We start from the raw sequence: 26,933 nt of genomic DNA on the forward strand, positions 1-26,933 counted from the left end.
TTCTGGTCCGCCGGACCTGCGTGCAACTCACTCCCAACCTGGACACCGAAAAGCCTTGATACGCCTGCTGAAGTTCTTCTGGTGGTCTTCCGTCGCCGTCATTTGCGCGCTCGTACTCGGTGTGAGCGGTGCGTTTCTGTATCTTAGCCCCAGCCTGCCCTCGGTCGAGTCCCTCAGAAGCATCCAGTTGCAGATCCCCCTCAGGGTGTACAGCAGCGACGGCAAGCTGATTGCCGAGTTCGGCGAAATGCGTCGTTCGCCGATCCGCTTCGCAGAAATTCCGCCACAGTTCATTCAGGCGCTTCTGTCAGCCGAGGACGACAATTTCCTCAATCACTATGGTGTCGACCCCAGCAGCCTGATGCGCGCGGCGACCCAGCTGGTGAAAACCGGGCATATCCAGACCGGCGGCAGCACCATCACCATGCAGGTGGCGAAAAACTTCTTCCTCACCAGCGAACGCAGCTTCTCGCGCAAGACCAACGAAATCCTGCTGGCACTGCAGATCGAACGTGAGCTGACCAAGGACGAAATCCTTGAGCTTTACGTGAACAAGATCTACCTGGGCAACCGCGCCTACGGCATCGACGCCGCCGCGCAGGTGTACTACGGCAAATCGATCCGCGACGTGAGCCTGGCGCAGATGGCGATGATCGCCGGCCTGCCCAAGGCACCGTCACGCTTCAACCCGCTGGCCAACCCGGTGCGCGCCAAGGAGCGCCGCGACTGGATCCTCGGCCGCATGTACAAGCTGGGCAAGATCGACCAGGCCAGCTACCAGGCGGCCCTGGCTGAGCCGCTCAATGCCAGCTACCACGTGCCGACGCCTGAGGTGAATGCGCCTTACATCGCCGAAATGGCCCGCGCCGAAATGGTCGGGCGCTACGGCAGCGAGGCCTACACCGAAGGTTTCCGCGTTACCACCACGGTGCCCAGCGACATGCAGGAAATGGCCAACAAGGCCATCCTCAAAGGCCTGTCCGACTACGATGAGCGCCACGGCTACCGCGGCCCCGAAGCACGCTTTCCGGGGCGTACCCAGGCAGCCTGGCTACAGGAACTGGGCAAGCAGCGCACCTTGGGTGGCCTGGAACCGGCCATCGTTACCCATGTCGATAAAACCGGCCTCCAGGTACTGACCCGGGACGGCCAGCAAGCCGAAGTGGCCTGGGACACCATGAAGTGGGCGCGCCCGTTCATCAACAGCAACGCCCAGGGCCGCGCACCACAATCGCCGGCCGACGTGGCACAGGTCGGTGACCTGGTACGCCTGCAGCGCCTGGAAGACGGCAAGCTCAAGTTCAGCCAGGTGCCTGGCGCGCAAAGTGCGCTGGTCACCCTCGACCCTTACAACGGTGCCATTCGTGCACTGGTTGGCGGCTTCTCGTTCGAGCAGAGCAACTACAACCGCGCCATGCAGGCCAAGCGTCAGCCGGGTTCGAGCTTCAAGCCGTTCATCTACAGCGCCGCACTGGACAGCGGCTACACCGCATCCACTCTGGTCAACGATGCGCCGATCGTGTTCGTCGACGAATCCGTGGACAAAGTATGGCGACCGAAGAACGACACCAACACCTTCCTCGGCCCGATCCGCATGCGCGAAGCCCTGTACAAGTCGCGCAACCTGGTGTCGATTCGCCTGCTGCAGGCCATGGGTGTAGACCGCACCATCGACTACATCGCCAAGTTCGGTTTCAACAAGCAGGACCTGCCGCGCAACCTGTCGCTGGCCTTGGGCACCGCCACCCTGACCCCTATGGAAATCGCCACAGGCTGGAGCACCTTCGCCAACGGCGGCTACAAGATCAGCCCATACCTGATCGAGCGCATCGAAAGCCGCAGCGGCGAAACACTGTTCACCGCCAACCCGGCCCGCGTCCCCCAAGGGGCCCAGGATCAGGCTGGCCTGGCGGCTCCCGAGCAGCCGATCAGCACCGCGGCCATGCCAGGTGAGGCACCTTCTGCCTTCAACCAGGTGGCCGCCGCACCGCAAGCGCCGGCTGTGGCCGAACAGATCATCGACGGGCGCACCACCTATATCCTCACCAGCATGCTGCAAGACGTGATCAAACGCGGTACCGGGCGCCGGGCGCTGGCCCTGGGCCGCACCGACCTGGCAGGCAAGACGGGCACTACCAACGAGTCCAAAGATGCCTGGTTCTCCGGCTACAACGCCGATTATGTGACCACGGTATGGGTCGGTTTCGATCAGCCGGAAACCCTCGGCCGCCGCGAGTACGGTGGCACGGCGGCGCTGCCGATCTGGATGAGCTTCATGGGCGCGGCACTCAAGGACAAGCCGGCGCATGCGCCAGCAGAACCTGAAGGCATCCTCAGCTTGCGCGTCGACCCGGTCAGCGGCCGTGCTGCCTCCCCGAGCACGCCGAATGCCTTCTTCGAGCTGTTCAAGGCCGAAGATTCGCCACCCTCGGTGGACGAACTGGGCAATGGCGCAGCACCGGGCAGCCCGCTGCCGGCCGATGAAGCGGCGCCGATGGACCTGTTTTAAGGCAGGGCGCCTGACTCAGGTTTTGCGTGGGCGCGTGAATCGAGCGCCGCCCGCGCGGCGCATCGCGACGCAAGGCCGCTCCCACATCTGTTGCAACGTGCCGAACCTGCCAAGCCATGGTTGCCCGCCTGGGTGCATGCCTTGAGACAGGCAGGGCGGCATCAGTGCCCACCTCCAAATCCAGTCATGCCAGCAAGGCTGACAACCATGGCCTCACAGACATGGCCACGTTGCAACAAATGTGGGAGCGGCCTTGCGTCGCGATGCGCCGCGCGGGCGGCGCTCGGTCTCATAGGCGCCACAAGTACCCTGACGAACACCTGGCAGCCCTGACGCATTCCAACGGCCCAACAAAAAGCCCCGGCTCATGCGAGCCGGGGCTTTTTGTGTCGCGACAGGGGTGGGGTAATCAGCCCTTGAACACGTCATCCACGCTGGTGAGCGGGTAGTGCTTCGGATACGGCAGGGTAGCCACACCGGATTCGATAGCGGCCTTGGCCACAGCGTCGGAAACGACAGTGATCAGGCGTGCGTCCAGCGGCTTCGGAATGATGTACTCACGACCGAACTCCAGGCCTTCGACACCGTAGGCTTCGCACACTTCCTTCGGCACTGGCAGCTTGGCCAGGTCTTTCAGGGCGATGGCCGCGGCGATCTTCATTTCTTCGTTGATACGCTTGGCACGAACGTCCAGAGCACCACGGAAAATGAACGGGAAGCCCAGTACGTTGTTGACCTGGTTCGGGTAGTCGGAACGACCGGTAGCCATGATCACGTCGCTGCGAGTGGCGTGCGCCAGCTCTGGCGAAATTTCCGGGTCCGGGTTCGAGCAGGCGAACACGATCGGGTTGGCAGCCATCGACTTCAGGCCTTCCGGGCTGAGCAGGTTCGGGCCGGACAGGCCTACGAACACGTCCGCACCGTCGAGTGCGTCAGCCAGGGTGCGCTTGTCGGTAGCGTGAGCGAACTGTGCCTTGTACTGGTTCAGGTCGTCACGGCCAGCGTGGATGACACCGCTGCGGTCGATCATGAAGATGTTTTCGACCTTGCCACCCATGCTCACCAGCAGCTTCATGCAGGAGATGGCGGCAGCACCGGCACCCAGGCAGACGATCTTGGCGTCTTCGAGCTTTTTGCCGGCGATTTCCAGGGCGTTGATCATGCCGGCCGCGGTAACGATGGCGGTACCGTGCTGGTCATCGTGGAACACCGGGATGTCGCACTGTTCAATCAGGGTGCGCTCGATTTCGAAGCACTCTGGCGCCTTGATGTCTTCAAGGTTGATGCCACCGAAGGTGATCGAGATGCGGCGGACAGTGTCGATGAACGCTTGTGGGCTTTCCGATTCGACTTCGATGTCGAACACGTCAATACCCGCGAAACGCTTGAACAGAACACCCTTGCCTTCCATGACCGGCTTGGAAGCCAGTGGGCCGAGGTCACCCAGACCGAGGATGGCGGTGCCATCGGAAATCACCGCAACCAGGTTACCTTTACCGGTGTATTTGTAAGCCAGCTCTGGATCACGGCCAATTTCACGCACGGGCTCAGCAACACCTGGGCTGTAGGCCAGGGCGAGATCACGGGCGGTGGCAGTGGGCTTGGAGAGTTCGACGCTCAGTTTCCCCGGACGAGGGTGAGCGTGATATTCGAGAGCGGCGGTTTTCAGGTCTGACATGGTGGGCATTCCGCTATTTACTGTTCTGACGGACCGCCGAGGATACGCAAAGAGCCGGGGAGTCACAAGACTGGTCGGTCACTTGTGTCAAGGCCTTTAGCCTACGACTTTACGCTATAACCCACGGGGGCATACGGCTCACAGTGTGTACAATCCAATAGCGAAATGTCTACATCTTTTAGCCTGAAACACGCTCCAACATGCTCGGATCGGTCAATGGCAATACCCAGCGTCGCTGCCCAGGCTTGAGGCCGCCCTTGCGGGAACGATCCAGCACCCAGCCACGCGCTTCGACCTGGCGTCCCTTGAGATTATCGAAGAAGCTGGCGGGGAAGTTGCGTTGCAGACGAGTGGGAACCTGTAGCACAACAGCCTCGTCCAGGGTCAACCAGACCCCGCCACGGTTGCGCTCGACACCCCTGATGCGGCCACTGACCACCGCGAAACCCGACTGCCTGACATCGGCTGCAGCCACCACAGGCGAGCGCCGCCACACACCATTGCCGGCCTTGCGCGCTGCTTGCTCGGCAACCTGCTGGCAGCCGCTGAGGCTTACATTGGGGGCAACTGCCACCCGGTAGCCCAAACCCTCGCTGAGCAACCGTGCTTCAATATTGTCCCCACTGATGCCGTAGATATGCGCCAGTGTGCGGCCATACTTGTCTTTTTCCTCAACGCCCGGTACCAGCCCGATGCGCCCGTCACTGGCGTTGACCAATGCTTGGAGGCGCCGCCTGGCAGCCTCGGCATAGGGCTCGCTGGTGCGCCCTTTGCGGCCAATTTCCGGAGCATTGATGCCGATCAGCCGCACGCTGCGGCCATCAACCAGGCGCAAGGTATCGCCATCCACTACCTGGCGCACAACCACTTGCTGCGCCTGCTGCGGCAGCGGGCAGAACGCCAGCGCCGGGAAATGCCAGATGACGCCCATAAAAAAAGCGCCCACAAGGGACGCTTTTTTGTGCAGCAATGCGAAACCCGAGGGGTTCGCCATGCGCATGATTACTTCTTGGCACCGAACATGCCGAAGCGATCGGCGAACTTCTGTACGCGACCACCGGTGTCCAGGACTTTCTGCTTACCGGTGTAGAACGGGTGGCACAGGTTGCAAACGTCGATCGACAGGGTGTTGCCCAGGGTCGAACGGCTTTCGAACTTGTTGCCGCAGCTGCAGGTGACTGCAACTACTTCATAGTTCGGGTGGATACCTTCTTTCATGGTCGCTTCCTCGAGCTGCGTGCCGCCATCCAACACCAATTGTTGAATACCGCACGTAATTAGGCGGCAAATAATACCAGAGCGCTGCGTCAGTGCAAGTTGTCGCTTGCACCGGCCGTCGTCTGCTAGGCTCGCCAGTCTTTGATACGCCCTCCGAGACCTTCCGCGTGCCCGACGTCATCCTGCGCCTTGCCCTGCCCTCCCCGCTGCGTCGCCTGTTCGACTACAAGGCACCCGCGAGCATGGCGCGCCAGGCCTTGACCCCGGGCATGCGCATTCGCGTGCCATTCGGCCGCCGCGAAATGATCGGCGTGCTGGTGGAGGTATGCGCGCAAAGCGAGGTGCCCGCCGACAAGCTCAAGCCGGCCAGCGCCCTGCTCGATCCGGTATCACCGATCCCGCCATCGCTGTTCAAGCTGTGCCTGTGGACCGCCCAGTACTACCAGCACAGCCTGGGCGACACCCTGAGCTGGGCCCTGCCGACATTATTGCGCCAAGGCGAGCCCGCCGAGATGCGCCAGGAGCGCTTCTGGCACGTCGCCCCCGGCGCCCGCCTGGAAGACCCGCGCATCGCCCGCGCGCCACGCCAGCGCGACGCGCTCAAGACCCTGGCCCAGCACCCGCACGGCGTGGCCCACAGCCTGCTGGCCAAGCTCAACCTGAACAAGGACAGCCTCGACCTGCTGTTGGCCAAGGAACTGGTACAGATTGAAGTACGCCGGCACCTGCCGGGGCTACGCCACGAACACTGGCTGGCGCAGCCGGAATTGCCGCTCAACGAGGAGCAACGCGACGCCTTTGATGCTGTGCGCGAAGGCTTCGGAGGCTTTGGCGCGTTCCTGCTGGCGGGCGTTACCGGTAGCGGCAAGACCGAGGTCTACCTGCAGCTGATTCGTGAAACCCTGGAAGCCGGCAAACAGGCGCTGGTGCTGATTCCGGAGATCAACCTCGGCCCACAGACCCTGGCGCGCTTCGAGCAACGCTTCAACGCCCGCATCGCCCTGCTGCATTCGGCAGTGAACGACCGCGAGCGCCTGGACGCCTGGCTGGCTGCCCGGGACGGCGAAGCCGACATCATCATCGGCACCCGCTCGGCATTGTTCACACCGATGAAAAACCCCGGCCTGATCATCATCGACGAGGAGCACGACGGCTCCTATAAACAGCAGGAAGGGCTGCGCTACCACGCCCGCGACCTGGCACTGGTGCGCGCCCACCAGGAAAACATCCCGATCCTGCTCGGCTCTGCCACGCCGTCGCTGGAAACCCTGCACAACGCCCTTACCGGCCGTTACCGCCTGCTGCGCATGAACCAGCGCGCTGGCGGAGCCCGCCCGCCGCGCATGTTGCGCCTGGATGTAAAGAGCCTGCCACTGGACAGCGGCATCAGCGGCCCGTTGCAACAAGCCATCCGCCAGACCCTGGAAGCAGGCCAGCAAGTGCTGGTGTTCCTCAACCGCCGCGGCTTCGCCCCGACCTTGCTGTGCCACGATTGTGGCTGGCTGTCCGAGTGCCCGCGCTGTGATGCACGCATGACCGTGCACCAGCGTTCTGGCGTGCTGCGCTGCCACCACTGCGGCTATGACGAACGCCTGCCGCACCAGTGCCCGCAGTGCAACCACGTGGACCTGCGCCCGGTCGGCGCAGGCACCGAGCGGGCCGAAGAGCGCCTGAAAGTGCTGTTTCCGGACTACCCGATCCTGCGGGTGGACCGCGACAGCACAGCGCGCAAAGACGCCATGCACAACCTGTTCACGACTATTCAGCGGGGCCAGCCGAGCATCCTTGTCGGTACGCAGATGCTTGCCAAGGGTCACCATTTCCCCCGGGTGACCCTGGTGGCCATCCTCGATGCCGATGGCGGGCTGTTCTCGGGTGATTTTCGCGCCAGTGAGCGCATGGCGCAGCTGATCGTGCAGGTGGCCGGCAGGGCCGGGCGGGCCGAAGAGCCAGGCAAGGTCATCATCCAGACCCACCTGGCCGACCACCCGCTGTTGGTGCAGCTTACCGAGCAGGGCTACTTCGCCTTTGCCGAACAGGCCCTGGACGAACGCCGCGCCGCCGGGCTGCCGCCCTACTCCCACCTGGCCCTGCTACGCGCCGAAGCGCACAAGCCGGGGCAGGCCGAAGGCTTTCTCGACGAAGCCTGCGCCGCCGCCGAGCGCCTGGTCGCCGAGCAACACCTGCCGGGCATCGAACTGCTGGGCCCGGTGCCGGCGCCCATGGAGCGCCGCGCCGGGCGCTTCCGCGCGCAACTGTTGATACAGGCCAATACCCGGGCGCCTTTGCATCGACTCATCAGCGCCTGGTTGCTAGTGTTGGAGCAGATGCCCAGCGGGCGCCAGGTACGTTGGTCGCTGGACGTCGACCCGGTCGACCTGTATTGACGTCTGGCGCTGCTTTGCAGCCCCAAAGGTTGGCAACCCGCTCCCGGCAACGGATAATGCCCAGTTTTTCCACCTGCGCATCCAGGCGCTCACCGCGCTTGCGGTCGAAAAGAGATCCCCATGAAAGACACCATTCGCCAGCTGATCCAGCAAGCCCTCACCCAACTCGTCACCGACGGTGTGCTGCCTGAAGGGCTGTCGCCGGCGATCCAGGTGGAAAACGCCCGGGACAAGACCCACGGCGACTTCGCCAGCAACATCGCCATGATGCTGGCCAAGCAGGCAGGCATGAAGCCACGCGACCTGGCCGAAAAACTGATCGCCGCCCTGCCGGCCAGCGCCGACATCAGCAAGGTGGAAATCGCTGGCCCCGGCTTCCTCAACTTCTTCCAGAACACCGACGCCTTGGCCAACCGCCTGGATGCTGCCCTGGCCGATGACCACCTGGGCGTGCGCAAGGCCGGCCCGAGCGAAAAGGTCGTCATCGACATGTCGGCGCCAAACCTGGCCAAAGAGATGCACGTCGGCCACCTGCGCTCGACCATCATCGGTGACAGCGTCGCACGCGTGCTGGAATTTTTGGGTGACAACGTCATTCGCCAGAACCACGTCGGCGACTGGGGTACCCAGTTCGGCATGCTGATGGCCTACCTGCAGGAAAACCCGATCACCAGTGACGAGCTGTCAGACCTGGAAAACTTCTACCGGGCGGCGAAGAAACGCTTCGACGAATCGGAAGAGTTCGCCAATCGCGCCCGTGGCCTGGTGGTCAAGCTGCAGGCCGGCGACCCCGAGTGCCTGGCCCTGTGGACACGCTTCAAGGACATTTCGCTGTCGCACTGCCAGAAGACCTACGAGCTGCTCAACGTCAAGCTGACCATGGCCGACGTGATGGGCGAAAGCGCGTACAACGACGACCTGGCTAACGTGGTAGCCGAGCTCAAGGCCAAGGGCCTGTTGGTCGAGGACCAAGGCGCCCAATGCGTGTTCCTCGAGGAATTCAAGAACAGCGAAGGCGAACCTCTGCCGGTGATCGTGCAGAAAGCCGACGGCGGCTACCTGTACGCCACCACCGACCTGGCCGCCGTGCGCTACCGCAGCAACGTACTCCACGCTGATCGCGCCCTGTACTTTGTCGACCAGCGTCAGGCCCTGCATTTTAACCAGGTGTTCGAAGTCGCCCGCCGCGCAGGCTTTGTCGGCCACCCGATGCAGATGGAGCACATGGGCTTCGGCACCATGAACGGCGCCGACGGCCGCCCGTTCAAGACCCGCGACGGCGGCACCGTCAAGCTGATCGACCTGCTCACCGAGGCCAAGGAGCGTGCCTACGCGCTGGTCAAGGAAAAGAACCCGAGCCTGGCCGACGAAGATCTGCGCCACATCGGCGAAGTGGTGGGCATTGGCGCAGTGAAGTACGCCGACCTGTCCAAGCACCGCACCAGCGACTACAGCTTCAACTTCGAGCTGATGCTCAACTTCGAAGGCAACACCGCTCCATACCTGCTGTACGCCTACACCCGCGTAGCCGGCGTGTTCCGCAAGCTGGGCAAGGGCTTTGACGAAGTCGACGGCAAGATCGTGCTGCAGGCCCCCCACGAGCAGGACCTGGCTGCGCGCCTGGCCCAGTTTGGCGAAACCCTCAACAGCGTCGCCGAAAAAGGCACGCCGCATGTGCTGTGCAGCTACCTGTACGACCTGGCCGGCCTGTTCTCCAGCTTCTACGAGAACTGCCCGATCCTGGCCGCCGAAACCCCGGAACAACAGCAGAGCCGCCTGCGTCTGGCCGCCCTGACCGGCCGCACCCTCAAACAAGGTCTGGAACTGCTCGGCCTGGAAACCCTGGAGCGCATGTAAGTTGGCTGCCAAGAAAAAACCCGCCCCCAAACGCGGCGCCAGCCGCCAGACGGCGCCGGCCAAACAGCCGATCCCTGGTTGGGTATGGATGGCCGTCGGCCTCACCGTCGGCGCGTTTATCGTGTTCCTGATGAAGCTCGAGCCAGGCGGCGAAGACATCAAGCGCGCCAAGCCCGAGCAACAGAAGGTGGAGAAAGCGGCCGAAGCCAGCAAGCCTGCGCAGGCCACCCCACAGCAGCCCGTGAAGCCGAAGTATGACTTCTACACGCTGCTGCCAGAGTCCGAGGTGATCGTGCCACCGGAGGCCGTGCCCGAGAAGACACCACCGGTACCCGCCCAGCCGGTGACCCCGGTAACGCCGGCAGAAGCTGCGAAGATCGACACCGCGCGCGCGCAGGCGGCATTGCTGGGCCAGACCCCGCCACCGCCCCCGCCGGTGATCAAGCCGGCAGCGACCACCCAGTATTTCCTGCAGGCCGGCTCGTTCCGCAAGCAGGCCGATGCCGACAAGGTCCGCGCGCAGATCATCCTGCTGGGCCAGTCGGTGAAGGTGGAGTCGGGTACGGTCAAGGACGAGACCTGGTACCGCGTACTGGTCGGGCCCTTCAGCAACCGCGAGCAACTGACCGGCGCGCAGAAGCAACTGGCCGGGGCCGGGTTCACCAACCTGCTGCTGCAACAACGGCAGACCCGGCAGTAACCCAGCAACAAAAAAGGCCTTGCCGCTTCGGTGCGACAAGGCCTTTTTCATTACCCGCAAAGCATTTCAACGCAAGGCGTTGCGCTCGGACACCTGGCTGTTCAATGTCCAGAAGTCGTACAGCACCCCCACCAGGAACAAGCCGCCAGTAAAGAAGTAAATGATCGCGGTGATCCATTTGCCTTGGTACAGCCGGTGCAGGCCGAACACCCCAAGGAAGGTCAGCAGAACCCAGGCGATGTTGTAATCGATGCGACCAGACTGGAACCGCAGATCGGCTTCACGGTCCATGGACGGGATCAGAAACAGGTCGATCAGCCAACCGATGCCCAGCAGGCCGAATGTAAAGAACCAGAGGGTTCCGGTAATCGGCTTGCCGTAATAGAACCGATGCGACCCGGTGAAGCCGAAAATCCACAGCAGGTAACCGATGGTCTTGCTATGGGTGTCGTGAAAGGGCGCCCCCTGTTGATAACTGTTCATGCATAGCCCTCGTGGGTTATCCGAAAATTTTCTAAAAAAAAATGTGACTTTCTCGTTGCAGGCCGACGTACGGCACCTGGGCAATCGACCAACGGATCAAAGATTGATCAAAAAGCTGTTATAAAGTTGCGCGTCCAACACATAACTATTCATAAGAGCTTCATCTATGCCGCCTTTGATCAAGACATGGCTGACCCTCTGCCTATTATTGCCCCTGGCCGCCCACGCCACCAATCGTGAGCAACGTCTTCCTAATGGTTTCACCGGCTATACCTCCAATGCCTCGGTGAAACACGCGCCGGTCAAACAGACCTCCCTGCGCACGCGACCAGGCAATGCCGCCAGCAACCGCGGCTTGCCTGTCGCTGCCATGTCGCCGAAGCAGAGCAGCGATGTGCTTAGCCGTGCGGTGAATGTGCTCGGCACCCCTTATGTTTGGGGTGGCAGCAGCCCGAAAAAAGGCTTTGACTGCAGCGGGCTGGTTAAATACGCCTTCAACGATGTCGCTGACGTCGACCTGCCGCGCACCTCCAATGCCATGGCCCAGGGCCACGGCGTCAAGGTAGCCAAGGGTGACCTGAAGCCTGGTGACCTGATCTTCTTCAACATCAAGAGCCGCCGCGTAAACCATGTTGCCATCTACCTGGGCAACGACCGCTTCATCCACGCACCCCGGCGTGGCAAGCGGGTAAGCATCGACAACCTGAGCAAGCCGTACTGGCAGAAGCACTACGTAGTGGCCAAGCGGGTGCTGCCGAAGGAACAGCAGCAGCTGAACCTGGCCAAGCGCTAACAGCGCCCGGCCTCTTCGCGGGCACGCCCGCGAAGAGGCCTGAGCATGCACTATCACCCTCTGATCAGTCCGCTCTCCTTAAGCCCCCGCATCGCCCCTTCCATCGTCCGCATCCCCTGCGACGCCCCGCCCTGCATCACCGAACATAACTGCGCCATTCGCCCCTCCCGAACCAGGTTGCGCACCGCCGGCGTCGCCACCAGCACTTCCCGCGCCGCCACCCGCCCACCGTCCACACGCCGGACCAGCGTCTGCACCACCACGAGGCGTAACGATTCGGCCAGCATTGCCCGCACCAACGGTTTTTCCTCGGCAGCAAATACCTCCACCAATCGGTCAATGCTGCTGGCCGCCGAGCGCGTATGCACGGTCGCCAGCACCAGGTGCCCGGTCTCGGCGGCGCGCAAGGCCAGGCGAACGGATTCCAGGTCCCGTAGCTCACCGATCATGATCACATCAGGGTCCTGGCGCAGCGCACTGCGCAGACCCTGGGCGAACCCGCCGCTATGGCGGCCAATCTCACGCTGATTGATCAGGCTGCGCTGGCTGCTGTGGATAACTTCGACGGGGTCTTCGAGGGTGATGATATGCAGCGCCCGGTCGCGGTTCAGTTGGTCGAGCAAGGTCGCCAGGGTGCTGGACTTGCCACTGCCCGTAGGCCCACCTACCAGGACCAGGCCATCAGTGCACTGCGCAACAGCTTGATACACATCCCCTAGGTCGAGTTCACCGACCGTGGCGATCCGCCCCGGGATCAACCGGAAGGTAACCGCAGGGCCGTTCAACTGGCGAAACAGGTTCAGCCGAAAACGGCCCAGGGCGGGCAGCTGCAGCGCCAGGTCCAACTCATCGCCCTCTGCCCATTGCCGCCGTTGGCGTTCAGCCAGCAAGGCCGCCATGCCGTCGGCCAGGTCTGCCGGCACCAACGCCGGCATGTCCAGGCGCTGCAAGTCGCCCTCAAGGCGCAGCATCGGGATCTGACCCGCCGCCAGGTGCAGGTCCGAAGCCCCTGCATCCACAGCACGGGCCAACAGGTCGGTCACATCCATGAGACTCCCCAAAGGCCTTCAAGTAGGTAGAATGCCGCAGACCCTACAGCCGTCGGCATCCGTCCATGTCCACCCTAGCAGACAACCTTTCCGCTATTTCCGCCCGTATTGCCAGCGCTGCCCAGGCTGCCGGGCGCGATCCGGCCAGCGTCCAGTTGCTGGCCGTGAGCAAGACCAAGCCCGCCAGCGCCATTCGCGAAATCCACGCCGCTGGCGTGCGCGATGTCGGGGAAAATTACCTACAAGAAGCGCTGACAAAGCAGCAGGCGCTAAGCGACCTGCCCTTGATCTGGCACTTCATCGGCCCCATTCAGTCGAACAAGACCAAAGCCATCGCCGAGCATTTCGACTGGGTGCATTCCGTGGACCGCCTGAAAATTGCCCAACGCCTGTGCGAGCAGCGCCCTGCCGGCCTGGCGCCACTGAATCTCTGCCTGCAAGTGAACGTGAGCGGCGAAGACAGCAAGTCTGGCTGCGCCCCCGCTGACCTTCCGGCCCTGGCCCAGGCAGTGGCCGGGCTGCCCAACCTGCGCTTGCGTGGGCTGATGGCAATCCCCGAGCCCACCGACGACCGCGCCGCCCAAGAGGCAGCGTTCGCCCGCTTGCGCCAGCTGCAGGAAAGCCTGGGCCTTGGCCTGGACACGCTCTCCATGGGCATGAGCCACGACCTTGAAGCGGCTATTGCACAGGGTGCGACCTGGGTACGCATTGGTACCGCCCTGTTCGGCGCCCGCGACTACGGCCAACACTGACTCCATGCTTTACTCACTCTTCCCCACAAGGACCTGACATGAGCAAGACACGTATTGCCTTTATCGGCGCCGGCAACATGGCCGCCAGCCTGATCGGTGGTTTGCGTGCCCAGGGCCTGGACGCCTCGCAGATCCGCGCCAGCGACCCGGGCGTCGAGACCCGCACCCGTATCCAGGCCGAGCACGGCATCGAAACCTTCGAGCACAACGCCCAGGCCATCGACGGCGCTGACGTCATCGTGCTGGCGGTCAAGCCGCAGGTCATGAAAACCGTGTGCCAGGCCCTGCAACCCCACCTGCAGGATGGCCAGCTGATCGTTTCCATCGCCGCCGGCATCACCTGTGCCAGCCTGCAAAGCTGGGTGGGCGCTCGCCCGGTGGTGCGCTGCATGCCCAATACCCCAGCGCTGCTGCGCCAGGGCGTAAGCGGCCTGTACGCCACCGCTGAAGTGTCCGACGCGCAGCGCCAGCAGGCCGAACAGCTGCTGTCGGCCGTCGGCACTGCCCTGTGGCTGGAGCAGGAACAACAACTGGACGCTGTGACCGCTGTATCCGGCAGCGGCCCTGCGTATTTCTTCCTGCTGATTGAGGCCATGACGGCAGCGGGCGAAAAACTCGGCCTGCCACGTGAAACCGCCTCCCAGCTGACCTTGCAGACTGCCCTTGGTGCTGCCCGCATGGCGGTTGCAAGCGATGTCGATGCCGCCGAGCTGCGCCGCCGCGTCACCTCGCCCGCCGGCACCACCGAAGCGGCCATCAAGTCGTTCCAGGCCAGCGGCTTCGAAGCCATCGTCGAGCAGGCACTGCAGGCTGCGGCCACGCGCTCCGCCGAGCTGGCCGAACAACTGGGCAAATAAGGAGCTTTAGATGAATGCACTGTCTGGCGCCGCGATCTTCGTGGTGCAAACCCTGGTCAGCCTCTACCTGGTGATCGTCCTGCTGCGTTTTGTCCTGCAACTGGTCAAAGCCAACTTCTATAACCCGCTGTGCCAGTTCGCTGTGCGTGCCACGCAGCCGCTGCTCAAGCCGATCCGCCGGATCATCCCCAGCATCGGCGGGCTGGACACCTCGTCGCTGTTGCTGGCGATCGTAATCCAGGCGCTGCTGATGGGCTTTGTGCTGATGGTCACCTACGGCACCTTCGGTGACGTCCTGCACCTGCTGATGTGGGCGATCATTGGCATCACCTCGCTGTTCCTGAAAATTTTCTGGGTGGCGATGATTGTCATGGTGATCGTGTCCTGGGTTGCCCCCAACAGTCACAACCCGGCAGCGGAACTGGCCTACCAGATCAGCGAACCGGTGCTGGCACCGTTCCGCCGCATCGTGCCCAACCTGGGCGGCATGGACATCTCGCCGATCTTCGCCTTCCTGGCGATCCAGGTAATCCAGTCGTTCGTCATGCCCCCGCTGGCCGCCTACGCAGGCATGCCACAAGAACTGTGGCGCATGATCTGACCCTGGTTGCTTCCAGCGGCAAGCCTTTGCTTGCCGCTGGGGGTAGCGCTCTTTAGACTTACGCCTCCGTCAAGCGTGAGCAGGGTCGATGTCCACTGTCTTTCCCGAAGATTCCGTCGGTCTGGTAGTACCGCAAACCGCCCGGTTCGATGAACCGCTGGCACTGGCTTGTGGCCGCTCCCTGGCCAGTTACGAGCTGGTCTACGAGACCTATGGCACCCTGAACGCCAGCGCGAGCAACGCCGTGCTCATCTGCCATGCCCTGTCCGGCCACCACCATGCCGCTGGCTATCATGCCGCCACCGACCGCAAACCAGGCTGGTGGGACAGCTGCATTGGCCCTGGCAAACCGATCGACACCAACCGCTTCTTCGTCGTCAGCCTGAACAACCTTGGCGGCTGCAACGGCAGCACCGGCCCCAGCAGCGTCAACCCGGCCACCGGCAAGCCTTATGGCGCCGACTTCCCGGTACTGACCGTAGAGGACTGGGTGCACAGCCAGGTGCGCCTGGGCGAGCGCCTGGGCATCCAGCAATGGGCCGCTGTGGTCGGCGGCAGCCTGGGCGGCATGCAGGCACTGCAATGGACCATCAGCTACCCGGAGCGTGTGCGCCATTGCGTCGACATCGCCTCGGCCCCCAAGCTGTCGGCGCAGAACATCGCCTTCAACGAAGTGGCTCGCCAGGCAATCCTCACCGACCCCGAATTCCACGGCGGTTCGTTCCAGGACCAGGGCGTGATTCCCAAACGCGGCCTGATGCTGGCACGCATGGTCGGCCATATCACCTACCTGTCCGACGACTCGATGGGCGAAAAATTCGGCCGCGAGCTGAAGAGCGACAAGCTCAACTACGACTTCCACAGCGTCGAGTTCCAGGTCGAAAGCTACCTGCGCTACCAGGGCGAGGAGTTTTCCGGCCGTTTCGATGCCAACACCTACCTGCTGATGACCAAGGCGCTGGACTATTTCGACCCGGCCGCAGCCCAAGGCGGCGACCTGGCCGCTACCCTGGCCCACGTCAAAGCGGATTACTGCATCATGTCGTTCACCACCGACTGGCGCTTCTCGCCGGCCCGTTCGCGCGAGATCGTCGACGCCCTGATGGCTGCACGCAAGAACGTCTGCTACCTGGAGATCGACTCGCCTTACGGGCACGATGCCTTCCTGATCCCTACACCTCGCTATATGCAGGGCTTCTCGAACTACATGAACCGCATTGTCATCTGAGGACAGCATGAGAGCCGATCTGGAAATCATCCACGACTGGATCCCCGCCGGCAGCCGGGTACTTGACCTGGGCTGCGGCAGCGGCGAACTGCTGGCCTCGCTGCGTGACCGTAAACAGGTCACCGGCTATGGCCTGGAAATCGACGCCGACAACATCGCCGCCTGCGTGGCCAAAGGCGTCAACGTTATCGAGCAGGACCTGGACAAGGGTCTGGGCAACTTTGCCAGCAACAGCTTCGACGTCGTGATCATGACCCAGGCCCTGCAGGCCGTGGAGTACCCCGACCGCATCCTCGACGAGATGCTGCGCGTGGGCCGCCAGTGCATCATCACCTTCCCCAACTTCGGCCACTGGCGCTGCCGCTGGTACCTGGCGACCAAAGGCCGCATGCCAGTATCGGACTTCATGCCGTATACCTGGTACAACACGCCGAACATCCACTTCTGCACCTTCGCCGACTTCGAAGAACTGGTGCACGAACGCAGGGCCAAGGTACTAGACCGCCTGGCCGTCGATCACTTGCACCGCAACGGGTGGGGTGGCCGGCTATGGCCTAATCTTCTAGGTGAAATCGGCATCTATCGCGTCAGCAGCCCGGCCCTGCAAGAACATCAGCTCGCCGTCTGACGCCCACTGGAGGAATCGCACCATGCGTCGCCTAGCCCTGTTCCTGTTCAGCCTGTGCCTGGCATTGCCGGTACTGGCTGCCGATGCCGCCCGGCCCGAGCGCAAGGAAGTGTTTGGCGACGTGACGGTGCACTACAGCGCATTCACATCAAGCATGCTCACACCCGAGGTGGCCGCAGCCACCGGCCTGGTGCGCAGCAAGAACCAGGGCGTGCTCAACATTGCCGTGCTCAAGGCCGGCAAGCCCGCCCCGGCGCTGGTCAGCGGCACAGTCAAGGACCTGACCGGGCGCAGCAGCCCGCTGTCATTCAAGCAGGTTACCGAACAGGGCGCGGTGTACTACATCGCTCAGTTCAAGATCGAACAGCCAGAAACCGTCACCTTCGACCTGAACATCGAAACCGGCGGCATCAGCAACTCCCTCAGTTTCAATCAGGAAGTTTTCCCAGGCGAATGATGAATTTCCAGCAACTCGTATTGGCCAGCCATAACGCCGGCAAACTCAAGGAACTCCAGGCCATGCTCGGCCAGTCCGTCCAGCTGCGCTCGATTGGTGAGTTCAGCCAGGTCGAGCCCGAAGAAACCGGCCTGTCGTTCGTCGAGAACGCCATCCTCAAGGCACGCAATGCCGCGCGTATTTCCGGCCTGCCCGCCTTGGCCGACGATTCCGGCCTGGCCGTGGACTTCCTCGGTGGGGCGCCGGGCATTTACTCGGCACGCTATGCCGACGGCAAGGGTGACGCGGCGAACAACGCCAAACTGCTCGAGGCCCTGAAAGACGTGCCCGAGGCCGAACGCGGCGCACAGTTCGTCTGCGTCCTGGCGCTGGTGCGCCATGCCGACGACCCGCTGCCGATCCTGTGCGAAGGCCTGTGGCACGGCAGCATCCTGTTCGAGGCCAGCGGTGAGCACGGCTTTGGCTATGACCCGCTGTTCTGGGTACCGGAGCGCAACTGCTCCAGCGCCGACCTGGCCCCTGTGGATAAAAACCAGCTCAGCCACCGCGCCCGTGCCATGGCCCTGCTGCGCCAACGTCTGGGCCTGGCATGATCGCAACGCTGTCTTCACCCGGCGCGGCGGGCTTTACCAGCCTGCCGCCGCTGGCGCTGTACATCCACATACCGTGGTGCGTGCGCAAATGCCCATATTGCGACTTCAACTCCCACGCTGCCGGGCCTGAACTGCCCGAAGACGCCTACGTCACAGCCCTGCTGGACGACCTGGACCAGGAGCAGGCCGCGGTACAGGGCCGCCCGATCAGCTCGATCTTCTTTGGTGGCGGTACGCCCAGCCTGTTCAGTGCCAACGCCTTGGGCCGGCTGCTACGCGGCGTGGAACAACGCATCCCGTTTGCCCCAGACATCGAAATCACGCTGGAGGCCAACCCGGGCACGTTCGAGCAGGACAAGTTCAAGGCCTACCGGCAAACCGGCATCAACCGCCTGTCCATCGGCGTACAGAGCTTCCAGGCCGCCAAGCTGGAGGCACTGGGGCGCATACACAATGGTGACGAAGCAGTCCGTGCCGCCGGCATGGCGCGTGCCGCGGGCTTCGACAACTTCAACATGGACCTGATGCATGGCCTGCCCGACCAATCACTGGATGACGCACTGGGCGACCTGCGACAGGCCATCGACCTTGGGCCGACGCACCTGTCTTGGTACCAGCTGACCGTGGAGCCGAACACGGTGTTCTGGAACCAGCCGCCAGAGCTGCCCGAAGACGACATCCTCTGGGACATCCAGGAAGCCGGCCAGGCATTGATGGCCAAGCACGGGTTCCGCCAGTACGAAGTCTCGGCCTACGCCCAGGCGGGCCGTGCTGCGCAACACAACCTCAACTACTGGCGTTTCGGCGACTTCATAGGTATTGGTGCCGGTGCCCACGGCAAACTGACCTTCGCCGACGGGCGCATCCTGCGCACCTGGAAAACCCGCCTGCCCAAGGACTACCTTAACCTGGCCAAACCGTTCAAGGCCGGCGAGAAGCTGCTGCCGGTCGACGAGCTGCCGTTCGAATTCCTGATGAACGCCCTGCGGCTTACCGATGGCGTGGAGGCCGAACTGTTCACCCAGCGCACGGGATTGCCGCTGGCACAGCTGCGCGAGGCACGCCGCGCCGCCGAACAAAAGGGCCTTTTACAGGTCGAACCGGATCGACTGGCAGCCACGCCAAGGGGCCAGTTGTTTCTCAATGACCTGCTGCAGTATTTCTTGACCTAAGGATGACCCATGGATCTGGTACTTGATCTGCTCGCGACGGTTTCCCGCTGGAGCCGCAGCAACCTGTCGGAGATTTCACTGGCCTTGGTAGGCTGCCTGCTGGTGCTGTTCGGCACCGATGTCAAAGCCTGGGCCGAGCAACGCCTGGGTGGGCTGGCGGGCGCACTGCGGGTGCCGTTCATGGCGCTGATGGTGGTGGTCGGCAGCGGTGCAGCGCTAATCTATGCCACGCCGTGGGTAGTGAAGGGGTTGGGCCAGTTCAACAACTACGCGCTGGCGCCGGTGTTGCTGGTGGTGCTGGTCTTGATTGGCGTGGTGGCTGATCGCAGGGGTTGATTCCATCTACAAAGGCCCTTGCAAGGGCCACTGCCTTGCTCAAAATCTTGACGGTTGCGTAATTTCTGTGGGGATGTTTGAGGTGAAGTCTCAGAGCCAAGGATACTCAGTCCTGGCGCTCACAAAAAAACCGCCTTTCTCAAGGCGGTTTTTTTCGCCTGCATTTCTGCAAGCACCAGCACATCGAAAGGCCAGATCAGCCGATCAATCCGCCTTCTCGAACTTCAAATCCCACACCCCATGCCCCAGCCGCTCACCGCGGCGCTCGAATTTGGTGATCGGGCGCTCTTCCGGGCGTGGCACGTAGGTGCCGTCAGCCGCACGGTTGCGGTAGCCCGGGGCGGCGCTCATCACTTCCAGCATGTACTCGGCATACGGTTCCCAGTCGGTGGCCATGTGGAACACGCCACCAGGCTTGAGCTTGCGACGGACCAGCTCGGCAAACTCAAGCTGTACGATGCGGCGCTTGTGGTGGCGCGCCTTGTGCCAAGGGTCGGGGAAGAACAGCATCAGGCGGTCGAGGCTGTTGTCCGCCACACAGCGGTTCAGCACTTCGATGGCATCGCAGTCGTATACACGCAGGTTCTTAAGCCCCTGGGTCAGTACGCCGTTGAGCAGCGCACCTACACCCGGGCGGTGCACTTCCACACCGATGAAGTCCTGCTCAGGTGCGGCAGCAGCCATTTCCAGCAAGGAATGGCCCATGCCGAAGCCGATCTCCAGGGTGCGCGGCGCCGACCGGCCGAATACCTGGTCATAGTCCACCGGGCTGTCGGCCAGCGGCAGGATGTACAGCGGGCCGCCCTGATCCAGGCCGCGTTGCTGGCCTTCGGTCATGCGCCCGGCGCGCATCACGAAGCTCTTGATGCGGCGGTGTGGGCGGGCTTCGCCGTCGGGAGTGATCGGCGTATCGTGCGATTCAGTCATCAGGAGCTCTTACTTGATCAGACCATCCAGCGGCGAAGAGGCGCTGGCATAGAGTTTCTTCGGCATACGGCCGGCCAGGTAGGCCATGCGACCGGCGACAATGGCGTGCTTCATGGCTTCGGCCATCAGCACCGGCTGCTGGGCGTGGGCGATGGCCGAGTTCATCAGCACCGCCTCGCAACCCATTTCCATTGCGATGGTGGCGTCGGAAGCAGTACCTACGCCGGCATCGACCAGCACCGGCACCTTGGACTCTTCCAGAATGATCTGCAGGTTGTAGGGGTTGCAGATACCCAGGCCAGTGCCAATCAGGCCAGCCAGCGGCATGACCGCGATGCAGCCGGCTTCAGCCAGCTGGCGGGCGATGATCGGGTCGTCGCTGGTGTACACCATCACGTCGAAACCTTCCTTGACCAGCACTTCGGCGGCCTTGAGGGTTTCGATCACATTGGGGAACAGGGTTTTCTGGTCGGCCAGCACTTCCAGCTTTACCAGCGTCCGGGACTCGTGCGATTTGCGCCCGTCGAGCAGTTCGCGGGCCAGACGGCAGGTACGTACCGCTTCTACCGCGTCAAAGCAGCCTGCAGTGTTCGGCAGGATGGTGTACTTGTCGGGCGACAGTACGTCGAGCAGGTTCGGCTCGCCCGCATTCTGACCAAGGTTGGTGCGGCGCACGGCGACGGTGACGATTTCGGCACCCGAGGCCTCGGTGGCCAGGCGGGTTTCTTCCATGTCACGGTACTTGCCGGTACCGACCAGCAGGCGCGACTGAAAAGTACGCCCGGCCAGGGTGAAGGGCTTGTCGCTACGAACGTTGCTCATCGTTGTTCCTCGGGAAAAGGTTGCTGGGCTTGCTTGTAAACCGCCGGGCTGCTGTCAGCCGCCACCGATGGCGTGGACCACTTCGACCTGGTCGCCGTCGTTCAGCAGCGTGCTGTCGTGCTGGCTACGCGGCACGATATCCAGGTTCAGTTCCACTGCCACACGGCGCCCGGCCAGCTCCAGGCGCGTCAGCAGGGCTGCAACGCTTTCGCCAGCAGGCAGTTCGTAAGGTTCACCGTTCAGTTGAATGCGCATGCGCACGGCCACCATTGTTCTTTGGGGCCCGCATTCTAGCGCCGAACCGGCCTGCAACCCAAGGCCGGTGCACGCCATTAGTCGCGATTGTGGACCACTCGGTCAGCCCAGTCGCCAAGCTGCCAGGCCCAGGCACAGCCAGCCGGCCAGGAAGCACAGGCCGCCAATCGGGGTGATCATGCCCAGCTTGCCCACCCCGCTGAGGGTCAGCAGGTACAGGCTGCCGGAAAACAGCACTATCCCTAGCGCAAACAGGCCGCCAGCCCAGCCAACCAGGCGCCCGGGCAGGTGCGCCGAGAGCACGGCGACACCGAAGATCGCCAGGGCATGCACCAGCTGGTAGGTCACGCCAGTGTGGAAGATCGCCAGGTAGTCTGCCGTCAGCCGGCTTTTCAGGCCATGGGCGGCGAAGGCACCCAGGGCGACCCCGGTAAAGCCGAAAAAGGCGGCAAGCATCAGGAAGCTGCGAAGCATGGGACGACTCCTTGTATCGGGTCTGTATAATGGCCCCTTCCACCCGTACGGCCAAGCCATCGCCATGCTGCCAACCTTTATCCGTCGCCTCTTCCGCGCCCTGCTCTGGTTCGCTGCCGGCAGCGTCGTGCTGGTACTGGTGTTCCGCTGGGTGCCACCGCCCGGCACGGCGCTGATGGTCGAGCGAAAGGTCCAGTCCTGGGTTAATGGCGAGCCGATCGACCTGCAGCGCGACTGGGAGCCGTGGGAGAACATCTCCGATGAGCTCAAGGTCGCGGTCATTGCTGGCGAGGACCAAAAATTCGCCACTCACTGGGGGTTCGACATCCCGGCCATCCAGGCGGCGCTGGCCTACAACGAGCGTGGCGGCAATGTGCGCGGGGCCAGCACCCTGACCCAGCAAGTGGCCAAGAACCTGTTCCTGTGGTCCGGGCGCAGTTGGTTCCGTAAAGGGCTAGAGGCCTGGTTCACCGCGCTGATTGAGCTGTTCTGGTCGAAAGAGCGCATTCTCGAGGTTTACCTGAACAGTGCCGAATGGGGCAAGGGCGTGTTTGGTGCGCAGGCGGCGGCGCGCTATCACTTTGGTGTCGATGCCAGCCGACTCAGCCGCCAGCAGGCCGCACAACTGGCTGCGGTGCTGCCAAGCCCGATCAAGTGGAGTGCCAGCAGGCCAAGTACCTACGTGGCCAGCCGGGCTGGCTGGATTCGCCGGCAAATGAGCCAGTTGGGCGGGCCCGGTTACCTGATGCAGCTGGATACATCGCGCAAGCTTTGAGTTTTGCGGTGATGCGCAAATCGAGCGCCGCCCGCGCGGCGCTCGATCTCACGGGCGTCACAACATTCACGCCGAGCACAAAAAAGCCGCTCGCCCCATCGGGGCCAGCGGCTTTCTCTACAACCAAGGCTCGATCAGGCTGCGATCAGTGCCTTGACCTTGTTCATCGCATTCTTCTCCAGCTGGCGAATCCGCTCAGCCGATACGCTGTACTTGTCGGCCAGCTCATGCAACGTGGCCTTCTCTTCCGCCAGCCAGCGCTGGTAGAGAATATCGCGGCTACGTTCGTCCAGACCTTGCAGTGCCTCGTGCAGGTTGCTGGTGGAGTTGTCGCTCCAATCGGCATCTTCCAACTGCACCGCCGGGTCGTAACGGTGGTCTTCCAGGTAATGCGCAGGCGACTGGAAGGCGCTGTCGTCGTCAGCTTCTGCTGCCGGGTCGAAGGCCATGTCCTGGCCACTGAGGCGGCTTTCCATCTCGCGCACTTCACGCGGCTCGACACCAAGGCTTTCTGCCACGCGATGCACTTCGTCGTTGTTCAGCCAGGCAAGACGCTTCTTCTGGCTGCGCAGGTTGAAAAACAGCTTGCGCTGGGCCTTGGTGGTGGCCACCTTGACGATGCGCCAGTTGCGCAGGATGAACTCGTGGATTTCTGCCTTGATCCAGTGCACGGCGAACGACACCAGGCGCACGCCCATCTCCGGGTTGAAGCGCTTGACGGCTTTCATCAGGCCGACGTTGCCTTCCTGGATCAGGTCGGCCTGGGCCAGCCCGTAGCCTGCATAGCTACGGGCGATATGTACGACGAAACGCAGGTGGGCCATCACCATTTGACGAGCGGCCTCGACATCCTGCTCATAATAGAGACGCTCGCCCAGATCACGCTCCTGCTCGACCGTCAGCAGCGGAATGCTGTTGACCGTGTGCACATAGGCTTCCAGGTTTGCACCGGGTACCAGGGCATAGGCAGGTTGCAACGATGTGGTCATTCAAGAACCTCCGACTTACTAAACTCGCGCCTTGTGGGCACTGCCAACATTGACCTGGAACGACGGTACAAGTTCCGTAGTGAAGAAAATGTCAATGCTGGCACGTAAAAACTATCGCGGCGCCAGCTCGTTCAAGTGGCGGGCGACGGCAATCCATGCACCGATATACCCCAACAACACCGCTCCGATCAAGAGCGACAGACCATCGGACGCCGGCACCCCACCCAGGGCGAAGTCACTGCCGTACAGCCCGGAAAGCCCTACCACCGCGTCGTTGAGCCAGTTCAGGCCAAACGCCAGGATACCCCAAGCCAGCAGGCCCGCACCCAGGCCATACAGGGCGCCCATGTACAGGAAAGGCCGGCGCACGTAGGCGTCAGTGCCGCCTACCAGCTTGATCACTTCGATTTCCACACGGCGGTTTTCAATGTGTAGACGAATTGTGTTACCGATTACTAACAGAAGCGCAGAAATCAGCATCACGGCCAGGCCGAAGACAAAGCGGTCACCCAGTTTGAGGATTGCCGCCAGGCGCTCGACCCACACCAGGTCCAGTTGCGCCACTTCCACCCGCGGCAGCTCCGACAGGCGCTGACGCAAGGCGTCCAGGGCCGGCTTGTCGACCTCGGTCGGGGTCACTACCACCACCCCTGGTAGCGGGTTGTCGGGCAGTTCGCGCAGGGCCTCGCCCAGACCGGACTGCTGCTGGAATTCTTCCAGTGCCTGCTCGCGGCTGACGAATTGCGCGTCCGCCACACCCGGCATGCCCTTGATCTCGTCGCGCAGCGCTTCGCCATCGCGGCTGCCAGCATCGAGCTTGAGGTACAGCGATATTTGCGCAGCGCGCTGCCACGAACCGCCAAGCTGCTCGACGTTCTTCAGCAGCAACGACAGGCCCATGGGCATGCTCAGCGCCACCGCCATCACCAGGCAGGTGAAAAAGCTGCCGATCGGCTGCTTGCCCAGGCGGCGCAGGCTGTCGGCCATGCTGGCACGGTGGCTTTCCAGCCAGGCATGCAGCAGCGTACGGAAATCCGGGCCGTCATCGTCTTCGCCGCGCTTTTTCTTCGTCGGCTGCGGGTCGGCAGGCTTTGGCGCAACCCGCTCGGAAACCTTCGGCGTACGTGTAGTGCTCATTGCCCGGCCTCCCCATCGCCGATCAAGCGGCCGCGCTGCAAGGTCAGCATGCGGTGGCGCATGCGCGCAATCAGTGCCAGATCGTGGCTGGCGATCAATACCGTGGTCCCCAGGCGGTTGATGTCCTCGAACACACCCATGATCTCTGCTGCCAGGCGCGGGTCGAGGTTACCGGTGGGTTCGTCGGCCAGCAGCAGGGCCGGCTGGTGAACGATGGCGCGGGCGATACCCACCCGCTGCTGCTGCCCGGTAGACAGGTCGGCCGGGAACAGCTCGCCCTTGTCGGCCAGCGAGACACGCTCCAGGGCCGAGTCCACACGTTTGGCGATCTCGGCCTTGGACAGGCCAAGAATCTGCAGGGGCAAGGCGATGTTGTTGAACACGGTGCGGTCGAACAACAATTGGTGGTTCTGGAACACCACGCCGATCTGCCGACGCAGGAACGGGATCTGCGCATTGCTGATCTGGCCCAGGTCCTGCCCTGCCAGCATGAGCTTGCCGCTGGTCGGGCGCTCCATGGCCAGCAACAGACGCAGCAAGGTGCTCTTGCCAGCGCCCGAGTGGCCGGTGACGAACAGGAATTCGCCCCGGCGCGCCCGGAAACTCAGCTCATGCAAACCCACATGACCGTTGGGATAGCGCTTGGCAACCTGTTCGAATCGGATCATGGTCAGTCTCGCTCGGCGAACAGAGCCTTCACGAACGGCTCGGCTTCGAAGGTGCGCAGGTCATCGATACCTTCACCGACACCGATGAAGCGAATCGGGATGTTGAACTGCTTGGCCAGGGCGAAGATCACCCCGCCTTTGGCAGTGCCGTCCAGCTTGGTCAGGGCCAGACCGGTCAGTTCGACGCTCTGGTTGAAGTACTTGGCCTGGCTGATGGCGTTCTGGCCGGTGCCGGCATCGAGTACCAGCAACACCTCGTGCGGTGCGTCGGCGTCCAGCTTGCCGATGACCCGGCGGACCTTTTTCAGCTCCTCCATCAGGTTGTCTTTGGTGTGCAGGCGGCCGGCAGTGTCGGCGATCAGCACGTCGGCGCCACGGGCCTTGGCGGCCTGCACTGCGTCGAAGATCACCGACGCAGAGTCGGCGCCGGTATGCTGGGCAATCACCGGAATCTGATTACGCTCGCCCCACACCTGCAACTGCTCGACCGCCGCAGCACGGAAGGTGTCACCGGCAGCCAGCATCACTTTCTTGCCTTCGAGCTGCAGTTTTTTCGCCAGTTTGCCGATGGTGGTGGTCTTGCCGGCGCCGTTCACGCCGACCACCAGGATCACATAGGGTTTGTTCTGCGCCTGCACTTTCAGCGGCTGCTCGACCGGGCGCAGCAACGCGGCCAGTTCTTCCTGCAGCGACTTGTACAGCGCGTCGGCGTCGGCCAGCTGCTTGCGTGCGACCTTCTGGGTCAGGTTCTGGACGATGGCCGAGGTGGCTTCTACACCGACGTCGGCGGTCAGCAGGCGCGTCTCGATTTCGTCGAGCAGGTCATCGTCGATGACCTTCTTGCCGAGGAACAGGCTGGCCATGCCTTCGCCGATGCTGGCGCTGGTCTTGGACAAGCCCTGCTTGAGGCGGGCAAAGAAGCCGGGCTTGGCTTGTTCGGCAACGGTTGCGGCAGCGACAGGCTCGGGCTCTGCCTGCACGGGCTCTGTTACCGGACGCTCGGGAATCGCTGGCGGGGCCTTAGGCTCCAGGTCAGGGACGAGCGCGACGGGCTCCTCGGCAACGGGCAGGACCAGGTTGCTGACCGGGGGTTCGACAGCCTGATGGGCCGGGGCTGCAACTGGCGCAGGGGTTTCGAGCTGCGGGGCCGCAGGTTCCGCATTCGCGGGCACGCCCGCTCCCACAGGGGCGGGGGCCGGCTCAGGAGCTGGGGTAACCACCAGGGCAGGTGCTGGCTCAGGGACCGGTGCAACCACCGGGGCAGGTACTGGCTCAGGAACCGGGGCAGCCACCGGGGCAGGAGCTGGCTCAGCAGCCCGAGGGGCCTCAGTTGCAGTTGCGGGTGCTTCAGCAACCACCGGCTCGACCGGAGCAGCTTCAGGGTGCTCGACGGCAGACGGCGGCGCTACAGGCTCTGCAGCCTGGGATTCAGGGACTTGTGGCTGTTCGGCGACAGGTTGCTGCGGCTTCTTGCGAAACCAGCTGAACAGGCCTTTCTTCTCGCCAGCCTCGGCCGGCGCTTTTTTGTCGTCGTTGGAACCAAACATGGAGGACGGCTATCTCAGGGTAGCGATGAGCCAGCAATGGC

Annotated in this window: 28 protein-coding genes; 15 read left to right on the plus strand and 13 right to left on the minus strand. The window is 63.0% G+C overall.

The annotated features are described in order from the left end of the window. The first annotated feature begins 58 nt into the window (after positions 1-58). Positions 59-2,509 carry a penicillin-binding protein 1A gene (locus OZ911_RS27060; RefSeq protein WP_371918298.1) on the plus strand — a complete coding sequence of 817 codons (2,451 nt, stop codon included), beginning with the start codon at positions 59-61 and terminating at the stop codon, positions 2,507-2,509. Positions 2,510-2,918: 409 nt separating this feature from the next. On the opposite strand, the gene OZ911_RS27065 is transcribed toward OZ911_RS27060, so the two are convergent. The 3 genes from OZ911_RS27065 to rpmE all read right to left on the minus strand — a co-directional run bounded on the left by OZ911_RS27065 (position 2,919) and on the right by rpmE (position 5,405). Then, positions 2,919-4,187, minus strand: a complete 1,269-nt coding sequence (locus OZ911_RS27065; RefSeq protein ID WP_024717569.1) for a malic enzyme-like NAD(P)-binding protein — start codon at positions 4,185-4,187, stop codon at positions 2,919-2,921. 178 nt (positions 4,188-4,365) lie between these two features. Beyond that, entirely contained in the window at positions 4,366-5,187 is an 822-nt protein-coding gene (locus OZ911_RS27070) for a thermonuclease family protein (protein ID WP_023048610.1), read from the minus strand. Positions 5,188-5,189: 2 nt separating this feature from the next. Beyond that, positions 5,190-5,405 carry a 50S ribosomal protein L31 gene (rpmE, locus tag OZ911_RS27075; RefSeq protein ID WP_016489630.1) on the minus strand — a complete coding sequence of 72 codons (216 nt, stop codon included), beginning with the start codon at positions 5,403-5,405 and terminating at the stop codon, positions 5,190-5,192. A gap of 167 nt (positions 5,406-5,572) precedes the next feature. Here rpmE and OZ911_RS27080 point away from each other — a divergent pair, with 167 nt between their 5' ends. The 3 genes from OZ911_RS27080 (at position 5,573) to OZ911_RS27090 (ending at position 10,349) form a co-directional block, all read left to right on the plus strand. Further along, positions 5,573-7,792, plus strand: a complete 2,220-nt coding sequence (locus OZ911_RS27080; RefSeq protein ID WP_070086782.1) for a primosomal protein N' — start codon at positions 5,573-5,575, stop codon at positions 7,790-7,792. 120 nt (positions 7,793-7,912) lie between these two features. Beyond that, positions 7,913-9,649: an arginine--tRNA ligase gene (gene argS / locus OZ911_RS27085; protein WP_016489632.1), complete on the plus strand. Its 1,737-nt coding sequence runs from the start codon at positions 7,913-7,915 to the stop codon at positions 9,647-9,649. Between the two features lies 1 nt (position 9,650). Next, on the plus strand, positions 9,651-10,349 hold the full coding sequence (locus tag OZ911_RS27090) for an SPOR domain-containing protein (protein ID WP_016489633.1): 699 nt from the start codon (positions 9,651-9,653) through the stop codon (positions 10,347-10,349). A gap of 66 nt (positions 10,350-10,415) precedes the next feature. Here the strand turns inward: OZ911_RS27090 and OZ911_RS27095 are convergent, their stop codons facing one another. After that, positions 10,416-10,832: an NINE protein gene (locus OZ911_RS27095; protein WP_016489634.1), complete on the minus strand. Its 417-nt coding sequence runs from the start codon at positions 10,830-10,832 to the stop codon at positions 10,416-10,418. A 166-nt stretch (positions 10,833-10,998) separates the two neighbouring features. Here OZ911_RS27095 and OZ911_RS27100 point away from each other — a divergent pair, with 166 nt between their 5' ends. Next, on the plus strand, positions 10,999-11,625 hold the full coding sequence (locus OZ911_RS27100; protein ID WP_016489635.1) for a C40 family peptidase: 627 nt from the start codon (positions 10,999-11,001) through the stop codon (positions 11,623-11,625). A 53-nt stretch (positions 11,626-11,678) separates the two neighbouring features. Here the strand turns inward: OZ911_RS27100 and OZ911_RS27105 are convergent, their stop codons facing one another. Next, the gene (locus OZ911_RS27105; protein WP_016489636.1) at positions 11,679-12,674 is read right to left on the minus strand and encodes a type IV pilus twitching motility protein PilT; all 996 of its coding nucleotides are present in this window, start codon (positions 12,672-12,674) and stop codon (positions 11,679-11,681) included. A 65-nt stretch (positions 12,675-12,739) separates the two neighbouring features. Here OZ911_RS27105 and OZ911_RS27110 point away from each other — a divergent pair, with 65 nt between their 5' ends. From OZ911_RS27110 to OZ911_RS27150, 9 genes are all read left to right on the plus strand, one after another. After that, entirely contained in the window at positions 12,740-13,426 is a 687-nt protein-coding gene (locus tag OZ911_RS27110; RefSeq protein WP_070086783.1) for a YggS family pyridoxal phosphate-dependent enzyme, read from the plus strand. A 38-nt stretch (positions 13,427-13,464) separates the two neighbouring features. Continuing rightward, on the plus strand, positions 13,465-14,283 hold the full coding sequence (gene proC / locus OZ911_RS27115; protein ID WP_016489638.1) for a pyrroline-5-carboxylate reductase: 819 nt from the start codon (positions 13,465-13,467) through the stop codon (positions 14,281-14,283). Between the two features lie 10 nt (positions 14,284-14,293). Then, positions 14,294-14,884: a YggT family protein gene (locus OZ911_RS27120; protein ID WP_016489639.1), complete on the plus strand. Its 591-nt coding sequence runs from the start codon at positions 14,294-14,296 to the stop codon at positions 14,882-14,884. 88 nt (positions 14,885-14,972) lie between these two features. Continuing rightward, positions 14,973-16,112 (plus strand): homoserine O-succinyltransferase MetX, encoded by a 1,140-nt coding sequence (metX, locus tag OZ911_RS27125; protein WP_016489640.1) that lies wholly within the window; start codon positions 14,973-14,975, stop codon positions 16,110-16,112. Positions 16,113-16,119: 7 nt separating this feature from the next. Next, positions 16,120-16,740, plus strand: coding sequence for a methionine biosynthesis protein MetW (gene metW / locus OZ911_RS27130; RefSeq protein WP_016489641.1), 621 nt, complete (start codon positions 16,120-16,122; stop codon positions 16,738-16,740). Between the two features lie 22 nt (positions 16,741-16,762). Further along, entirely contained in the window at positions 16,763-17,197 is a 435-nt protein-coding gene (locus OZ911_RS27135; protein WP_016489642.1) for a DUF4426 domain-containing protein, read from the plus strand. Then, positions 17,194-17,790: an RdgB/HAM1 family non-canonical purine NTP pyrophosphatase gene (rdgB, locus tag OZ911_RS27140; RefSeq protein WP_019097207.1), complete on the plus strand. Its 597-nt coding sequence runs from the start codon at positions 17,194-17,196 to the stop codon at positions 17,788-17,790. Before OZ911_RS27135 ends, rdgB begins: the two co-directional genes overlap by 4 nt. Further along, positions 17,787-18,962: a radical SAM family heme chaperone HemW gene (gene hemW, locus OZ911_RS27145; RefSeq protein ID WP_016489644.1), complete on the plus strand. Its 1,176-nt coding sequence runs from the start codon at positions 17,787-17,789 to the stop codon at positions 18,960-18,962. The genes rdgB and hemW overlap by 4 nt, the downstream gene beginning before the upstream one ends. Before the next feature lie 9 nt (positions 18,963-18,971). Further along, complete coding sequence (locus OZ911_RS27150) at positions 18,972-19,298, plus strand: DUF3392 family protein (RefSeq protein WP_016489645.1); 327 nt, start codon at positions 18,972-18,974, stop codon at positions 19,296-19,298. Positions 19,299-19,502: 204 nt separating this feature from the next. Here the strand turns inward: OZ911_RS27150 and trmB are convergent, their stop codons facing one another. The 4 genes from trmB to OZ911_RS27170 all read right to left on the minus strand — a co-directional run bounded on the left by trmB (position 19,503) and on the right by OZ911_RS27170 (position 21,776). Further along, entirely contained in the window at positions 19,503-20,225 is a 723-nt protein-coding gene (gene trmB, locus OZ911_RS27155) for a tRNA (guanosine(46)-N7)-methyltransferase TrmB (RefSeq protein WP_060516925.1), read from the minus strand. Between the two features lie 9 nt (positions 20,226-20,234). Continuing rightward, the gene (locus OZ911_RS27160; protein WP_016489647.1) at positions 20,235-21,047 is read right to left on the minus strand and encodes a thiazole synthase; all 813 of its coding nucleotides are present in this window, start codon (positions 21,045-21,047) and stop codon (positions 20,235-20,237) included. 54 nt (positions 21,048-21,101) lie between these two features. Next, positions 21,102-21,302: a sulfur carrier protein ThiS gene (gene thiS / locus OZ911_RS27165; protein WP_012274654.1), complete on the minus strand. Its 201-nt coding sequence runs from the start codon at positions 21,300-21,302 to the stop codon at positions 21,102-21,104. Positions 21,303-21,404: 102 nt separating this feature from the next. Beyond that, entirely contained in the window at positions 21,405-21,776 is a 372-nt protein-coding gene (locus OZ911_RS27170; RefSeq protein WP_016489649.1) for a DUF423 domain-containing protein, read from the minus strand. 64 nt (positions 21,777-21,840) lie between these two features. Here OZ911_RS27170 and mtgA point away from each other — a divergent pair, with 64 nt between their 5' ends. Next, positions 21,841-22,551, plus strand: a complete 711-nt coding sequence (gene mtgA, locus OZ911_RS27175; RefSeq protein ID WP_024717568.1) for a monofunctional biosynthetic peptidoglycan transglycosylase — start codon at positions 21,841-21,843, stop codon at positions 22,549-22,551. A gap of 134 nt (positions 22,552-22,685) precedes the next feature. On the opposite strand, the gene rpoH is transcribed toward mtgA, so the two are convergent. The 4 genes from rpoH to ftsY all read right to left on the minus strand — a co-directional run bounded on the left by rpoH (position 22,686) and on the right by ftsY (position 26,892). Then, positions 22,686-23,540: an RNA polymerase sigma factor RpoH gene (rpoH, locus tag OZ911_RS27180; protein WP_003249083.1), complete on the minus strand. Its 855-nt coding sequence runs from the start codon at positions 23,538-23,540 to the stop codon at positions 22,686-22,688. Positions 23,541-23,651: 111 nt separating this feature from the next. Continuing rightward, complete coding sequence (gene ftsX / locus OZ911_RS27185; RefSeq protein WP_016489651.1) at positions 23,652-24,677, minus strand: permease-like cell division protein FtsX; 1,026 nt, start codon at positions 24,675-24,677, stop codon at positions 23,652-23,654. After that, entirely contained in the window at positions 24,674-25,345 is a 672-nt protein-coding gene (gene ftsE / locus OZ911_RS27190) for a cell division ATP-binding protein FtsE (RefSeq protein WP_009684915.1), read from the minus strand. The genes ftsX and ftsE overlap by 4 nt, the downstream gene beginning before the upstream one ends. Positions 25,346-25,347: 2 nt before the next feature. After that, complete coding sequence (gene ftsY / locus OZ911_RS27195) at positions 25,348-26,892, minus strand: signal recognition particle-docking protein FtsY (protein ID WP_023048332.1); 1,545 nt, start codon at positions 26,890-26,892, stop codon at positions 25,348-25,350. Between the last annotated feature and the right edge of the window lie 41 nt (positions 26,893-26,933).

Source organism: Pseudomonas fortuita, from assembly GCF_026898135.2.
GTDB classification, from domain to species: domain Bacteria; phylum Pseudomonadota; class Gammaproteobacteria; order Pseudomonadales; family Pseudomonadaceae; genus Aquipseudomonas; species Aquipseudomonas fortuita.

What these genes read in the sequence shown, in the direction of transcription:
- OZ911_RS27065 (WP_024717569.1), bottom strand. Translation starts at nt 4,187, where the DNA reads ATGTCAGACCTGAAAACCGCCGCTCTCGAATATCACGCTCACCCTCGT.
- OZ911_RS27070 (WP_023048610.1), bottom strand. Translation starts at nt 5,187, where the DNA reads ATGCGCATGGCGAACCCCTCGGGTTTCGCATTGCTGCACAAAAAAGCG.
- rpmE (WP_016489630.1), bottom strand. Translation starts at nt 5,405, where the DNA reads ATGAAAGAAGGTATCCACCCGAACTATGAAGTAGTTGCAGTCACCTGC.
- argS (WP_016489632.1), top strand. Translation starts at nt 7,913, where the DNA reads ATGAAAGACACCATTCGCCAGCTGATCCAGCAAGCCCTCACCCAACTC.
- OZ911_RS27095 (WP_016489634.1), bottom strand. Translation starts at nt 10,832, where the DNA reads ATGAACAGTTATCAACAGGGGGCGCCCTTTCACGACACCCATAGCAAG.
- OZ911_RS27100 (WP_016489635.1), top strand. Translation starts at nt 10,999, where the DNA reads ATGCCGCCTTTGATCAAGACATGGCTGACCCTCTGCCTATTATTGCCC.
- OZ911_RS27105 (WP_016489636.1), bottom strand. Translation starts at nt 12,674, where the DNA reads ATGGATGTGACCGACCTGTTGGCCCGTGCTGTGGATGCAGGGGCTTCG.
- OZ911_RS27110 (WP_070086783.1), top strand. Translation starts at nt 12,740, where the DNA reads ATGTCCACCCTAGCAGACAACCTTTCCGCTATTTCCGCCCGTATTGCC.
- proC (WP_016489638.1), top strand. Translation starts at nt 13,465, where the DNA reads ATGAGCAAGACACGTATTGCCTTTATCGGCGCCGGCAACATGGCCGCC.
- OZ911_RS27120 (WP_016489639.1), top strand. Translation starts at nt 14,294, where the DNA reads ATGAATGCACTGTCTGGCGCCGCGATCTTCGTGGTGCAAACCCTGGTC.
- metX (WP_016489640.1), top strand. Translation starts at nt 14,973, where the DNA reads ATGTCCACTGTCTTTCCCGAAGATTCCGTCGGTCTGGTAGTACCGCAA.
- metW (WP_016489641.1), top strand. Translation starts at nt 16,120, where the DNA reads ATGAGAGCCGATCTGGAAATCATCCACGACTGGATCCCCGCCGGCAGC.
- OZ911_RS27135 (WP_016489642.1), top strand. Translation starts at nt 16,763, where the DNA reads ATGCGTCGCCTAGCCCTGTTCCTGTTCAGCCTGTGCCTGGCATTGCCG.
- rdgB (WP_019097207.1), top strand. Translation starts at nt 17,194, where the DNA reads ATGATGAATTTCCAGCAACTCGTATTGGCCAGCCATAACGCCGGCAAA.
- hemW (WP_016489644.1), top strand. Translation starts at nt 17,787, where the DNA reads ATGATCGCAACGCTGTCTTCACCCGGCGCGGCGGGCTTTACCAGCCTG.
- OZ911_RS27150 (WP_016489645.1), top strand. Translation starts at nt 18,972, where the DNA reads ATGGATCTGGTACTTGATCTGCTCGCGACGGTTTCCCGCTGGAGCCGC.
- trmB (WP_060516925.1), bottom strand. Translation starts at nt 20,225, where the DNA reads ATGACTGAATCGCACGATACGCCGATCACTCCCGACGGCGAAGCCCGC.
- OZ911_RS27160 (WP_016489647.1), bottom strand. Translation starts at nt 21,047, where the DNA reads ATGAGCAACGTTCGTAGCGACAAGCCCTTCACCCTGGCCGGGCGTACT.
- thiS (WP_012274654.1), bottom strand. Translation starts at nt 21,302, where the DNA reads ATGCGCATTCAACTGAACGGTGAACCTTACGAACTGCCTGCTGGCGAA.
- OZ911_RS27170 (WP_016489649.1), bottom strand. Translation starts at nt 21,776, where the DNA reads ATGCTTCGCAGCTTCCTGATGCTTGCCGCCTTTTTCGGCTTTACCGGG.
- mtgA (WP_024717568.1), top strand. Translation starts at nt 21,841, where the DNA reads ATGCTGCCAACCTTTATCCGTCGCCTCTTCCGCGCCCTGCTCTGGTTC.
- rpoH (WP_003249083.1), bottom strand. Translation starts at nt 23,540, where the DNA reads ATGACCACATCGTTGCAACCTGCCTATGCCCTGGTACCCGGTGCAAAC.
- ftsX (WP_016489651.1), bottom strand. Translation starts at nt 24,677, where the DNA reads ATGAGCACTACACGTACGCCGAAGGTTTCCGAGCGGGTTGCGCCAAAG.
- ftsE (WP_009684915.1), bottom strand. Translation starts at nt 25,345, where the DNA reads ATGATCCGATTCGAACAGGTTGCCAAGCGCTATCCCAACGGTCATGTG.
- ftsY (WP_023048332.1), bottom strand. Translation starts at nt 26,892, where the DNA reads ATGTTTGGTTCCAACGACGACAAAAAAGCGCCGGCCGAGGCTGGCGAG.